The organism is Nostoc sp. CENA543, assembly GCF_002896875.1.
Lineage (GTDB): Bacteria > Cyanobacteriota > Cyanobacteriia > Cyanobacteriales > Nostocaceae > Trichormus.
Genome location: NZ_CP023278.1, coordinates 1,648,190 through 1,662,059, shown reverse-complemented (window position 1 = coordinate 1,662,059; position 13,870 = coordinate 1,648,190). Strand labels below are relative to the sequence as shown.

Genomic DNA, 13,870 nt, shown 5'->3' with positions numbered 1-13,870 from the left:
TTGTCATGACTTTTAACTTGGACGCAGCAATTAACATCGCTAATCAAGCAGTGTTTACAAAGTTTTCGAGAAAGTTAAGCGATGTCGAAATCATTGTCCTCAAAGGTTCGTGGGCAAGAGAAGAGTATGATCAAATTGCCGCTCAACATCAGTATTCTACCAGCTATATTAGTCAAGATGTTGCCCCCAAGTTATGGAAATTATTAACAGATTCTTTGGGAGAAAAAGTCAGAAAGAGTAATTTTAAGGAAGCATTGAAACGTACCTGGGAGCAAAAATACTGGGATCAACAGTTGATGACAACAGATTACTTATCTGTTCCAGAAACCAGCACCGCTAACAGTCAAAATCATAATAGCAACTTACTAGAAACTGTTGCTCCTCCCTATTTAGTCTCAGGTCAAGAATTTTATGTAAGTCGTTCTCCCCTAGAATCACTATGTTATGAAACTCTGCTGCAACCAGGTTCTCTAATGCGAATCAAAGCACCCAAACTTATGGGTAAGACTTCCTTACTAGAGCGATTATTAATGAAAGCAGCACAGCAAGGTTATCGCACAGTTAGCTTTAGTTTGGAGATGGCAGATCGCAAAACTCACTTTACCAACCTGAATAAATTTCTACGTTGGTTTTGTCTTAATCTCAGTCGAGAACTACGCTTACCTAATCACATAGATGAATATTGGGATGAAGAAGGTATTGGTGCTAAAGTCAGTTGCACGACTTATTTAGAAGAATATCTGCTCACTGATGCTGATAGTCCTCTAGTTTTATGTCTAGATGATGTCGATGTACTTTTCCCCTATCCTGAAGTTTACGAAGACTTTTTCGGATTATTACGTTCTTGGTATGAGAAAGCTAGAAGTCGTCAAAACTGGAAAAAACTGCGTTTAATCATCGCTCACGCCACCGATGTTTATATCCGCCTCAATATTAATCAATCACCTTTTAATGTTGGCTTACCCATTGAATTACCAGAATTAACTAAAGAAGAAGTGCAAGTATTTGCTGCCCAATATGGATTAGCCAAAGGTGTTACTTTTGTAGAACCATTAATGCAATTAGTGGGTGGTCATCCTTATCTTTTACAACAGGCATTTTCTCACCTGATTAGTTATCCCAACATTACCCTAGAAAAATTATTAATTGAAGCTACAACAGATGCAGGTATCTATCGCCATCACCTCAGAGAATATTGGTTGAGTTTGCAACAAGAACCAAAACTTTTGGCAGCATTCCAAACAGTAATTGCATCCAGTAAACCAGTGCAATTAGAAGCATTATCCGCTTATCAGTTACAGAGTATGGGTTTAATCAAGCTAGTCGGCAACGAAGTAGAACCTCGTTGTCAACTATATCGTAATTATTTCAATGAGATTTTGCGGACTCAAATGAATTTAAATTAGGTTCCCTGTTCCCTTCCTACGCAAATCATTTCAGAAATCAAAGCAGCTTCCTATCTCACTGTAATTTTATATCTAACTTTATAGTCACCAGTAGACCGACCTAGACCAGTTTCCATCATCCTCCAGTCATAAATAGTTTCTCCAGGCTTCAGGTCTTGCACCATAATTGTGTGTGTCTGAATACCTAATCTTTCATCCTTGTCCCAACCTGCAAATTGATTCAGTCCCACTAAGACAATATTTACTAAAGCACCAGCTATCAATATGGCCACTGTATTAACTATTGTCCGAATAGCCGTCATTGCAATACCCAGCCAGACTTGGTATTGACTCCAATCTTTTGTAAAATCCTCATTATATGCTGCCATTTCTAAATATATGGCAGAGTTAGTTTTGACATCAGCATCGAAAACAACGTAAGGGATTGGTTGAGTTTGACCGTTGCTAATCCCAACAGGTTTAGTTAAGACAGGCTTGGCCTGTTTTGTATCCAATATAGATGTCTGGGGATCAAAAACTGTCACGCCACCGAGAATGTAAATATCGTCTACATTGGTAGGATTTTCTACATTACTACAGTAAACATCAAGTATTTCAATAGTGACATGAGAGGAAGTCTGAGGAAGAACTTGGGGTTGACGGTCAGTAGTGACGGTGTATGTCAAAGTATAATCTGCCCCTTTGGTAAATTTAGCAATACCAAAATTGACATCCAGACTACCTACCTTAAATTCACCTAAAAAGTAATTAGGATCGCGCCATGATGGTTTATATTCATCCCATAACTTGATTGTTGCATCCTGACTAAAATTAAATGATTTCCCTAGTAGCCAGGTGTCTCCCGCTTTCATATCTTTTTTAATTTGACTGCGCTGTTGTCCGTCAGTGAAGATTTCTAAAAGAGTTTCATCGCCGCCAAAATAATCTTCTGCTTTATCACATCTGAGAGTATGGAGAATAATTTTACGAGTAGCCATATTACATACTAACCCTGTGAATTTTGTGATAAGTTCCTTCTGGTTTTTACTAAAGATAATTCTATTTATGAATTTGATTTAGGTTTTTGTTTTGGTCGGCAAACTAATAAGATATTTGACAGGTTATTAATGATGTCTCAAATCAGTTCATATCCCCCTAAATCACCCTGAAAAAAGGAGACTTTGATTCTTATTCCCCCTTGCAAGTGGAAGACCTTGATTCTTATTCCCCCTTAAAAAAGGGGGTTAGGGGGGATATGAATACACTTACAGTAACAGACAAACACTTTTCAAACACCTTTTAATCATCTTTCATAAGTATGCTGGCTTTTGGCAATCAATAGTTGAGTTAAGATCAGTATTCTTAAGATTTGCTTAACTCTAGACGATTGAGTTAAATTCAGGTAAATTCAGGTAAACTCAGGTATTCAAAACCTGAAAATCATGTGAAAATTAACACTGAAGCAGGTTTTAGCCGTGTAAATTCCTACCAATGTTTGCAAACTTTAATACCACCTATCGGTATCAAGCAGGTGGTAGTCTCCCACCTGATGCACTTACTTATGTCGTGCGACAAGCTGATACTGAACTTTATGAAGGTCTATTGGCTCTTGAATATTGCTATGTTCTCAATGCTAGACAAATGGGTAAGTCTAGCTTACGAGTCCGAACGATGAATAAACTAAAGACTCAGGGATTTATTTGTGCTGAGATTGAGTTAAGTGGGATAGGTAGTCAGCAAATTACAGCTTCTCAATGGTATGGCGGGATTATTCAAGAATTGGTAAGTGGGTTTCAACTCAAAATCAATCGCCGTAGTTGGTTAAAAGAGCATGATGATTTATCTCCAATTCAGTGTTTAAATAAATTTATTGAAACCGTCTTATTGACGCAAATTCAACAGAAAATTGTGATTTTTATCGATGAAATCGATAACGTACTGGGGTTAAAATTTTCTACAGATGAATTTTTTGCCCTCATTCGACACTGTTATGAAAATCGAGCCATCAAACCAGCTTACAAAAGATTAGCATTTGCTTTATTAGGAGTAGCTTCACCTTCAGATTTAATTCAAGATAAACACTATTCTACTCCGTTTAATATTGGTAGAGCGATTGAATTACAAGGATTTAAAATAGAAGATAGTGAACCTTTATTACAAGGATTCTCAGAAAAAATTGACAACCCCAAGGCAGTATTAAAAGAGGTTTTATATTGGACTAACGGACAGCCATTTCTTACGCAAAAACTGTGTTGGCTAATTGTTAATTATTGCAATCATCATCCAGATGCTTGTCCAAATCAAGAGGATGAAGTAGCCAAATGGGTAGAAAAAATTGTCCACACCCAAATTATTAATAACTGGGAATCTCAAGACGAACCAGAACATTTGAGAACAATACGCGATCGCCTACTCCGCAATACGCCCAAAAGCCAACAATTACTGCAAATATACTATCACATTTTACAACAGGGAAAAATTCCCGTACAGAATTCTCCAGAGTATCTAGAATTGCGCTTATCTGGTCTTGTATCCCAATCTGAAGGAAATTTAATTGTTAAAAATCCGATTTATACCAAAATATTTCATCAAGATTGGCTGCATCAACATTTATTAGTAAATATTACTGAATTACCAACACTCAATAGTCTTAACCCGACGTTCAATCATCCTGAAACGGCAATTAATTCTCTCTCTTATCCTAGTGGAGCAGTCCCCCTTGATTCTCCATTTTACATAGAAAGAACTGCGGTAGAATCACAAGTATTCGAGGCAATTAGAAAAAATGGCGCATTAGTCAGAATCAAAGCACCTAGAGAAATGGGTAAAACATCTTTACTGCTAAGGACTTTAGACTATGCAACTCGACAAAATTATCAGACGGCTAGTTTAAATCTAGAACAAATTGATGATGCAATTTTAAGTGACTTGAATCGGTTTTTGCGCTGGCTGTGTGCTAACGTTACCCGTCAATTGCAACTGGAATCTAAGTTAGATGATTATTGGGATGAAGATATTGGTAGTAAAATTAGTTGTTCTCTTTATTTCCGCAATCATATATTAAAACAAATCAAAACTCCTTTAATTTTATCCTTAGATGAAGTGCAATATATCTTTGAACATCCTATAGTGGCAAAAGATGTTTTACCTTTATTTCGTTCATGGTTTGAAGAAGCAAAAAGAGAATCCCTTTGGCAGAAACTCAGATTAGTTATAGTTCACTCAACAGAAATTTATGTACCTCTGCAATTAAAACAATCCCCATTCAATGTAGGATTACCAATTGAATTAACTCACTTTACCCTTGAGCAAGTACAGCAGTTAGCCGAACGCTATGGACTCAATTGGAATAATAGCCAAGAAGCAGCAGATTTAATGGCTATGGTGGAAGGACATCCCGCATTAGTACACATGGCTATTTATCATTTGAGTCGTGAGGAAATTAGCTTTGCTCAATTCCTAGATACAGCCGCTACATCAAACGGGATTTATTCATCTCACTTACAACGACATCAAGCTGTCTTGCAAGAACAACCAGAATTAGCAAAAGCATTAGATATAGTAATTAATTCTCAAGAGGCAATATCATTAGATCCAATTACAATTTATAAACTCAGTAGTATGGGACTGGTGAAACAGTTAAAAGATAAAGTAGTACCCAGTTGTGAATTATATCGCCGCTATTTTAGTTTGCAGGGGAAAATATAGGAAATAGGGAATGGGGAATGGGGAATTGCGAATTGCGTTAGCGTAGCGGGACGTTAGTCCATTGCGTTAGCGTAGCGGGACGTTAGTCCATTGCGTTAGCGTAGCGGGACGAAGTCCATTGCGTTAGCGTAGCGGGACGAAGTCCATTGCGAATTGCGAATTGGTTTTATTGGATGCGGTGTTTTTTGGTGCGTACCATTGCCAAAAGGTATCGCGATTTTGAAATAATACTAACGTGGCTACAGCAAGTAAAAAATAACCGAAACTCTTTTGTAGCCGCGTCGCCGGAACGAATTGAGATAAATAGCTACCATACACCGTTCCAATACTAGCCGCCAAGATAAAAGATAGCATTAAACCCCAGTCTAGGGTGACGTGTCCTAAATAACCAATAAAGCCTGCGATCGCATTCATGATAATAATCAATAATGATGTGCCGATCGCGGCTTTCATGGGGACTTTACCCAGTAACACCAAGGCGGGAACAATTGCAAATCCCCCACCTACACCCACTAAACCCGTCAAAGTCCCAACCACGATTCCCTCACTCATCAACCATAGCCAGCAGTATTTACAGACTGGCGGTGGATAAGTCCCAGTATCATCTGTTTTTTGTTGGCGTGCGCTACGCCAAATCATGGCGATGCTAGCCACTAACATTAATAACGCAAACAGTAACATCTGCATAGCATCGCTAATAAATGGTAGGGTGGCTAACTTCGCGCCGAAAAATGCACCTAGCATTGTAGCTGCGCCAAAGATAGCGGCTGTCTTTAACCAGACATTTCCGGCGCGCCAGTGGGGGATTAATCCCAATATGCTAACTGTACCAATGATTACCAGAGTCATAGCGATCGCATTTTTCGGCGCAACCCCCATGACATACACTAATACAGGTAAAGCCAACACCGAACCGCCACCACCCAACAAACCCAAGCTAATACCAATAACAACGGCGAGTAGATGACCGATAATCCACGTCATAATTAACCCATCCGTTTGTTATAGGGTAGTTTCGCCAATAACATCCCCATTGCACAAGTATTTGTCACCCCAGCAAAGACTAATCCACTACCCACAAAGCCACTCAAAATTAAAAACCAAGGTGAGACAAATGCACCTAATAAAGTTCCTGTAACTACTAATGAACCGGCAACAATTTGCACTTGTCGCATGATACTAATTGGCGCACGCGGATTAATTTTGGTGGGTAAACCTGCGGCTTTCCAAGTTGGTAATCCACCCTGCAAATGATAGATATTGTTCATGCCGGCAGCGATGAATTTCTTACCAGCTTGAGCAGAACGATTCCCAGAACGACAGTATAAAACTATGGGTTTTTCCTCTGAGGTAATTTGTTTGGGTTGCAAATTAGACAAAGGAAGTAACTTGGCTTCTGGGATATGTTCTTCGGCGTATTCTGAAGGTTCACGCACATCAATTAATAAGATGCTGTTGTAATCTAACCACTGTTTGAGTGTAGCTGCATCAATTTCTGTCAATTTTGCTGTTTGCACCATAATTATTCCTTGTGATTTCTTGAATTTTGAATTTTGTAGCTTGCTTCCCGATAGGGTATTTTGAATTTTGAATTGTTAAGCTGCTTGTCCACACCGTTGATTAGCTGGGACTGCTTCCATAATTTTTTGCGGATTGGGAAGATTCAAATTGTTCATTAAGCTGATAAAATCTACGCGATCGCGTCCGACAAATCGCGGATTAAATTGTTTCTCTTCACCAATAGTAGAAACCATGTGTCCCCGATAATCATGTCCTGGGTAAACAAGGGTGCTATCAGGTAGGGTGAATAACTTCTGGGTGATACAGTCATAAAGCGCGCCTGCATTCCCACTCTGAAAGTCTGTACGTCCACAACCGCGAATCAGCAGGGAATCTCCTGTGAGTAAATGGGTGTTGTTGACTAAATACGCCATATGACTGTCAGTGTGTCCCAAAGTGGCGATCGCCGCAATTTCTACTGAGCCAATTTGCAATACTTCTCCATCTTGAATTTTTCTGTCAGCACAAGCCGCATTTGCACCAAACGGCACAATATTTATACATCCTGTTAACTCACGCAATTTTCCCGCACCGGTAATATGATCAGCGTGTAAGTGGGTTTCCAAACAGTAACCTAGCTTCAACCCTAATTCTGCAATTAATTTTTGGTCGCGATCGACTTGTTCTAAGACTGAATCAACTAAAACTGCTGTTTTACTGGCTTCATCAGCAATTAGATAGGTGTAGGTGCTGGTTTCGGGGTCAAAAAGCTGACGAAAGAACATGATGAGAACTCCTGAGAAATTATCTATGGACTTGCTTCTACTATACTACTATATAGTAATATAATTTAGCCATGTTACAATACTGAATGTCAAGAAAAAAATTACTGAACTTAATTGCACCATGCTCGAATCCTCCACCATTGCACTTACACCTGTTGCAGAGTATTTCAAAGTGTTATCTGAGGTGAGCCGCTTACAGGTTTTGTGCGCGCTCAAAACAGGTGCAAAAAATGTCACAGAAATTATGGAAATTACGCAGCTTAAGCAAGCCAATGTTTCCAAGCACCTACAGATTTTGGCGCAAAAAGGTATCATCAAGCGTCAACCACAAGGTGTAAGTGTATACTATGAAATTGCTGATCCGATTATTTTTGATTTGTGCGAATTAGTGTGTCAAAGTCTGACTGTGCGTCTAGCAGAACAATCAGAACAAATCAAACAATTAGAAAACAGTGCTTTAGGTAAGTCAATATAAAACCAATTCGCAATTCGCAATTCGCAGTTCGCAATGGGCTAACGCCCCGCTACGCTAACGCAATGGATTTCTCTCCGAGACGCTCCGCGAACAAAAAAGGACTAAAGTCCTTACTACAAACTGATTAAATAAGGGTGCAAATACTTGCACCCATGAAAAATTATCCTACTAATTATTTTGTATTTTGAATTAAAGCAAAGCGACTTGACTAACGCCCATTAACTATTGAGTCAGTGGGATTATCTGCAACAATTGAACGGATACCTTCTAAAGTAGCAGGAATAGTGCGGGGATCAATAAACATTACCTTGCTACTATCGCTCTTGCCGATGATAGCACCCATATCAAGATAGCCCAAAGCAAATAATACTTCTAATGCTTGGTTCGTAGTAGAATTTGAGTTAATTTTCTGAGCGATAATTTCTGCTGATTCTGCTATAGCTTGAGCTTTCAGCACTTGCTGTTGACGTTCTGCTTGTGCTTTCAAAACTATGGCTTTTTGTTCGGCTTCCGCTTGTAAAATCACAGATTTTTGTCTAGCTTCTGCATCTAAAATTTGTGCTTCAGCTTTACCTCTAGCACTATTAACAGCAGCTTCCCTTTCACCTTCAGAATTTAAAATTGCGGCTCTTCTGCGGCGTTCTGCTGACATTTGTAATTCCATCGATTCCCGCACTGCTTGGGATGGGATAATGTCTCGTAGTTCTACCCGTGTCACTTTTACGCCCCAAGGATCAGTCGCAATATCCAAGTCTCTTAATAAAATTTCATTAATTTGAGCGCGCGCAGTAAAGGTTTCATCTAATTCTAATTGTCCCATTTCGGCGCGAATTTGAGTTAACACTAAATTCACCATTGCTGAATGGAGATTTTCTACCTTATACCAGGCTTTTTCCATATCAACAATCCGCCAATAAACCACCGCGTCTACTTCAATACCTACGTTGTCACGGGTAATACATTTTTGGGGTGGAATATCTAAAACTTTTTCCCGAATAGTTTCTTTGTAGACAATTTTATCTAAGAAAGGCATGACAAAATTTAGCCCAGGTTCGAGTTTTTTGTTATAGCTTCCCAGCCTTTCTACTAAAGCCTCGTTCCCCTGGTTAACAACTTTCACAGAACCAGCCACAGCAGAACCACCCAAGCCCAAAAATACCAGTAGAAGAAGTTGTTCAAACATTTATCAATACTCCCAAATATTTAAATCAAATTTGAAACCAATAACTAATAACTAATGACTAATGACTAATGACTAATGACTAATGACTAATGACTAATGACTAATGACTAATGACTAATGACTAATGACTAATGACTAATGACTCCTCAACAAATTTTCTGGCATCACAATCAATGTAGTTCCTTCTCTTCTGACTACATAAACCCTTTCATGAGATGCGATCGCAATTTTTTCATCGTCGCATAACGCCCGCCAAGAATTCCCTTCGTACAGCACACGCCCTGTTTTCCCAGCAGGAATTTCCGTTAACGTCTCTGCTGTCACCGCATCTTGAATTTTTGACTTGCGTCGTCGTGGCTGTAAAAATCGGCGGGAAAGCACAATCAATAAGCTAGAAATTAGCAGCCAAGCTACAACTTGCATCCACAACGCCAACCCGAATTGCGAGAGTAACGCCACAATTAAGGCACTAATCCCCATCATAAAGGCCACGAAAGCCGATGGTAGAAACAGTTCTGTCAAACATAAAACTGCTCCTGCCATCAGCCAGATTAAGGTAGAAATTGGCATATCGCCATCCTAGACACTACAGTTACAACATAAACTTCTCAATATCTGAGAGTAGATACATATCGACACTAGCGGCTTACAGAAAAATTGACGATCTTTAGTAAATAATTGTGATTAAATTCAGTAACAACCTGTAGCAAAATGTGTACAAGTCCAGTCTATTCTAGCTTTCAAGTCTTTGGCAGCTAAATTTAATTGAATTCACGATCTGATTTATTTTTAAATTAATAATTTTATGATTTCTACTGAGCAAGTTATTTTTTGTATAAATCCTCACTGTGAGAATCCGATAAACTCTATAGGTGATGCTGTCTGCGCCAGTTGTCAAACTCACTTAGTTTATCGCTATCTTTGGGCAAGTGGAGCAGCAGCAGCTAGGATGAAACCAGGTATAAAATTTGCCGATAGGTATGAGGTCATAGCACCTCAAGTATGGCTAGACACTCAACCAGGGCGATCGCCAATTGTACCCCCAGAACTGCCACCAGCAATTATGCCCTATCTGCGCTTATATCCAGAGCGTTTACATCTTCCCCAAGTCTATGGATTTGTTCCCTCCGAAGCAGCAGATCAAGGGGATATCCTGTTATTAGATAATGTCCCTATCGACAAACAGGGAAATCTTTACCCGTCTTTGAATGTCGCCTGGGATCAGGCTAAACCAGTGAGACAAGTTTACTGGCTCTGGCAAATCCTCCAACTGTGGACACCTTTATCGGAATTGGGACTGAGTCAAAGTTTACTGATCCCGAATAATTTGCGAGTTCAAGGTTGGTGTGTGCGACTTTTGGAACTCCACGCCAATATCAACACCGCACCACCCACGTTACAGGATTTAGCCCAGAGTTGGCAGTCTCTAATCAATTTCACAGACACCCCAATCACTGTCGCATTAAATAATATTCTCCAGCAAATGAGTAACTCAGCAGTGGAGTTAGACACCATTACCACCCAACTCAATGCTTTATTACTCTCGACAGCAGCAGAATTACCCTTAACGCTCCAGGTTTGCGGTGCAACAGATACGGGGATGCGACTCACACAAAATGAAGATACTTGCTTTCCACAAAGTTTAGAGCATCTCAATGATTCCTTAATCCCAAAATTGTCAATTGTCTGCGATGGCATTGGCGGACATCAAGGCGGTGAAGTTGCTAGTCAATTAGCAGTGCAGTCCTTAAAATTGCAAATTCAAGCTCTAATGGCAGAGATAGCCCAAGAATCGGAGATAATTACACCCAAATTATTGCAAGAACAACTAGAAACTTGCTTACGGGTAGTTAATAACTTAATTAGCTCCCGCAACGACGAACAAAACCGCCAAGGTAGAGCCAGGATGGCGACGACTCTTGTCATGGCCTTACAAGTACCGCAAAGAGTTTCCACACTATCGGGGGTGAAGTCAGAAAACGCCCACGAATTATATTTGGCAAGTGTGGGTGATAGTCGTGCTTATTGGATAACTCGCGACTATTGCCAACAACTGACAGTAGATGATGATGTGATTGCCAGAGAAATCCGTTTGGGAAGGAGCTTGTATCATCAAGCACTGCAAAGACCAGATGCTCAAGCTTTAACTCAAGCCTTGGGAAGCCGAGATGCTGAATCGCTGCGTTTTGTAATTCAACGCTTGATTTTAGAGGAAGATGGCATATTATTGCTATGTTCTGATGGTTTGAGCGATCGCAATTTAGTAGAAAAATCCTGGCAAGATTACGCACTGCCAATCTTAACAGGTGAACTAGCTTTGTCCGATGCCGTTCAGCAATGGATTGATTTAGCCAATCAAGAAAATGGCCATGATAATATTTCGCTTGTGTTACTTCTGTGTCGTCTCAGTAAAGATTATTTAGTCCCCATTCCTAAACCACAGCCACTAGCAGAGATTCCCCCAGAATCAAAAATACTCGACATCGCAGAAATCCCACCAGATATCTCAGAACTAGCAGAAATTCCACCATTAAACTCAAATATCGCAGAGATACCCCCAGTAACCTCAGATATCACACAAATACCCCCAGAAATTTCAGAACCGGAAGTATCATCACTAGCAGAAATTGAACCTCAACCTGCTTTAGCCGCAAGTTCTCAAGCCTTGTTAGATTTAGAACTGAGCGCAGAATCCACTCCAACCCCCATCCGTCGGCGTAAACCTTGGTTAATGCTGGGCGGGCTGCTAATTGTACTCATGGGTAGTTCCGCCATAGCTTTATTTGCACTCTCGCAACTCTACCCACAAACTTTACAACAAATGTGTCAAAAATTACCTGCAAGCGTACAGCGATTATGCCCACCATCGAAGTAATTCTCTTGATGCTGGTAACACTTGTGTGTACACCATCGCCTAAAAGGAGAGAGGCTTTAATTTTCCCCCTTCCCTAGTAGGGAAGGGGGTTAGGGGGTTAGGTTTTGCGTTACCTGTTCCCTATAACGTGAAAAGTTAGAACGCTGTGGACTGTTAAAGCCCAGACTGTACACGCCACAAACTGGTGTAAATCCCATTCAGGGCGATTAAATCTTCGTGTGTACCCTGCTCGACAATTTGTCCATGTTCCATGACATATATGCAATGACTGTGACGAATTGTGGAAAGACGGTGAGCGATCGCAATTGTTGTCCGATTTACGGTAATCTTTTCTAAAGAACGTTGGATTGCTGCTTCCGTTTCATTATCTACCGCAGATGTCGCTTCATCTAAAATCAAAATCGGTGGATTTTTCAAAACGGCTCTAGCTATAGCAATACGTTGGCGTTGTCCCCCAGATAACTTTTGTCCTCGTTCCCCAACTATCGTTTCATAACCTTGAGGAAGTCGCATAATAAAATCATGGGCTTCAGCTACTTTTGCAGCGTTAATAATGGCTTCATCCCCAGCATCAAACGTACCATAGGCAATATTTTCTGCTACCGTACCATGAAATAAAAACACATCTTGACTAACTAAGCCAATACTACGACGCAAATCATACAGATTTAACTTTTGAATATCAACGCCATCAATCGTAATTGCGCCACTAGAAACATCATAAAACCGCAATAATAATTTCACTAAAGTGCTTTTACCTGAGCCGGTAGAACCAACAATGGCAATAGTATTTCCAGCAGGAATATGCAATGATAAATTTTTAATGATCGCGGTACTATTGCGATAGGCAAAAGTCACATTTTGCAAATCAACTTCACCCCGCACCTGTTCCATCACTAAAGGCACATCTCCCGTAGTAATTTGGATAGGAGTATCTAATAAATCCATCACCCGCTTAGTAGAAGCCATTGCCCTTTGATAGTGGTCAAAAGTTTCTCCTAAAAACACCAATGGCCACAGTAATCTCTGCACCAACACCAGTAAAACACTGTAATTACCTATAGATATTTTTTGTGAATAAGCTGCCATTCCTCCCAAAAATAATAAAGCCGTAAACCCTGCTAAAACCAACATTCTAATTAAGGGGACAAAAGCCGCAGAAAGTTTAATGGCTTTGGTATTACTTTTTCTATAAGCTTCACTTTCCTCGGCTAATCTAGCATTCTCATAATTTTCTGCTGTGAAACTTTTAATTGTAGTAATTCCACTAATATTATTAGCCAGCCTTGAATTGAGGAAACTAACTTTTTCTCTAACATCAGCATAACGGGGTTCAAGACGCTTCTGATATACCAATGAACCCCAAAGAATAAAGGGCATAGGTAACATTGCCGCCAGAGTAATATGAACTGGTAAAATAAAAAACGCCCCAACCATCAAAATTATCAAAGCAGTTGTGACTTGAATAACTTCATTTGCTCCCCCATTTAAAAAGTCTTCAAGTTGGTTGATATCATCACTGAGAATCGACATCAAACCACCTGTACTGCTGTCTTCAAAATAAGCTGATTCTAATTGTTGTAAGTGATTGTAGGCATCTAAACGTAAGTTATGTTGAATATTCTGCGCGACATTGCGCCAAAGTCGATCATAAGCGTACTGAGAAAGTGATTCAAAGACCCAAATAAGAATAGTAATTAATGAAAGTAGTGCAAATTGCCATACTACTTCTTTAATACCAAGTTTAGCAATTATAGAATCTTGTTGTTGCACTAATATGTCTACAGCAATACCCACTAACCAAGGCGGTGCTAAATCTAAAATAGTATTAATTACAGAATAGGTAGAAGCTTGATAAATTTGTCCGCGATATTTTTGTCCATATCGCAGTAATCGCCGTAAGGGAGGGAGTTGATTTGATACATTATGCAATTTAGGTGTCATTGTCTCAATTAAAAT

At 39.7% G+C, this 13,870-nt stretch carries 11 protein-coding genes; 4 read left to right on the top strand and 7 right to left on the bottom strand.

From position 1 onward, the window contains the following. The first annotated feature begins 5 nt into the window (after positions 1-5). Entirely contained in the window at positions 6-1,406 is a 1,401-nt protein-coding gene (locus tag CLI64_RS06980; RefSeq protein WP_103136528.1) for an AAA-like domain-containing protein, read from the top strand. A gap of 50 nt (positions 1,407-1,456) precedes the next feature. On the opposite strand, the gene CLI64_RS06975 is transcribed toward CLI64_RS06980, so the two are convergent. Then, complete coding sequence (locus CLI64_RS06975) at positions 1,457-2,383, bottom strand: hypothetical protein (RefSeq protein ID WP_103136527.1); 927 nt, start codon at positions 2,381-2,383, stop codon at positions 1,457-1,459. A 493-nt stretch (positions 2,384-2,876) separates the two neighbouring features. Here CLI64_RS06975 and CLI64_RS06970 point away from each other — a divergent pair, with 493 nt between their 5' ends. Beyond that, positions 2,877-5,093 carry an AAA-like domain-containing protein gene (locus tag CLI64_RS06970; protein ID WP_103136526.1) on the top strand — a complete coding sequence of 739 codons (2,217 nt, stop codon included), beginning with the start codon at positions 2,877-2,879 and terminating at the stop codon, positions 5,091-5,093. Between the two features lie 123 nt (positions 5,094-5,216). Here the strand turns inward: CLI64_RS06970 and CLI64_RS06965 are convergent, their stop codons facing one another. The 3 genes from CLI64_RS06965 to CLI64_RS06955 form a co-directional block, all read right to left on the bottom strand. Continuing rightward, the gene (locus tag CLI64_RS06965) at positions 5,217-6,077 is read right to left on the bottom strand and encodes a sulfite exporter TauE/SafE family protein (protein ID WP_103136525.1); all 861 of its coding nucleotides are present in this window, start codon (positions 6,075-6,077) and stop codon (positions 5,217-5,219) included. Positions 6,078-6,079: 2 nt separating this feature from the next. After that, positions 6,080-6,613 (bottom strand): rhodanese-like domain-containing protein, encoded by a 534-nt coding sequence (locus CLI64_RS06960; protein ID WP_103136524.1) that lies wholly within the window; start codon positions 6,611-6,613, stop codon positions 6,080-6,082. A gap of 75 nt (positions 6,614-6,688) precedes the next feature. Then, positions 6,689-7,378 carry an MBL fold metallo-hydrolase gene (locus CLI64_RS06955; RefSeq protein WP_103136523.1) on the bottom strand — a complete coding sequence of 230 codons (690 nt, stop codon included), beginning with the start codon at positions 7,376-7,378 and terminating at the stop codon, positions 6,689-6,691. Between the two features lie 121 nt (positions 7,379-7,499). Between CLI64_RS06955 and CLI64_RS06950 the strand changes: the two genes are divergently transcribed. Beyond that, the gene (locus CLI64_RS06950; protein ID WP_103136522.1) at positions 7,500-7,853 is read left to right on the top strand and encodes a helix-turn-helix transcriptional regulator; all 354 of its coding nucleotides are present in this window, start codon (positions 7,500-7,502) and stop codon (positions 7,851-7,853) included. 208 nt (positions 7,854-8,061) lie between these two features. Here CLI64_RS06950 and CLI64_RS06945 read toward each other — a convergent pair whose 3' ends face one another. Together CLI64_RS06945 and CLI64_RS06940 are read right to left on the bottom strand one after the other, a co-directional pair. Continuing rightward, positions 8,062-9,036 carry an SPFH domain-containing protein gene (locus CLI64_RS06945; RefSeq protein ID WP_103136521.1) on the bottom strand — a complete coding sequence of 325 codons (975 nt, stop codon included), beginning with the start codon at positions 9,034-9,036 and terminating at the stop codon, positions 8,062-8,064. A 135-nt stretch (positions 9,037-9,171) separates the two neighbouring features. Beyond that, on the bottom strand, positions 9,172-9,606 hold the full coding sequence (locus CLI64_RS06940; protein ID WP_103136520.1) for an NfeD family protein: 435 nt from the start codon (positions 9,604-9,606) through the stop codon (positions 9,172-9,174). 235 nt (positions 9,607-9,841) lie between these two features. On the opposite strand from CLI64_RS06940, the gene CLI64_RS06935 reads away from it, so the two are divergent. Then, positions 9,842-11,911, top strand: coding sequence for a protein phosphatase 2C domain-containing protein (locus CLI64_RS06935; RefSeq protein WP_103136519.1), 2,070 nt, complete (start codon positions 9,842-9,844; stop codon positions 11,909-11,911). A 153-nt stretch (positions 11,912-12,064) separates the two neighbouring features. Here the strand turns inward: CLI64_RS06935 and CLI64_RS06930 are convergent, their stop codons facing one another. After that, a complete protein-coding gene (locus CLI64_RS06930) occupies positions 12,065-13,855 on the bottom strand; it encodes an ABC transporter ATP-binding protein (protein ID WP_103136518.1) in 1,791 nt (596 codons plus the stop codon). Positions 13,856-13,870: the final 15 nt, after the last annotated feature.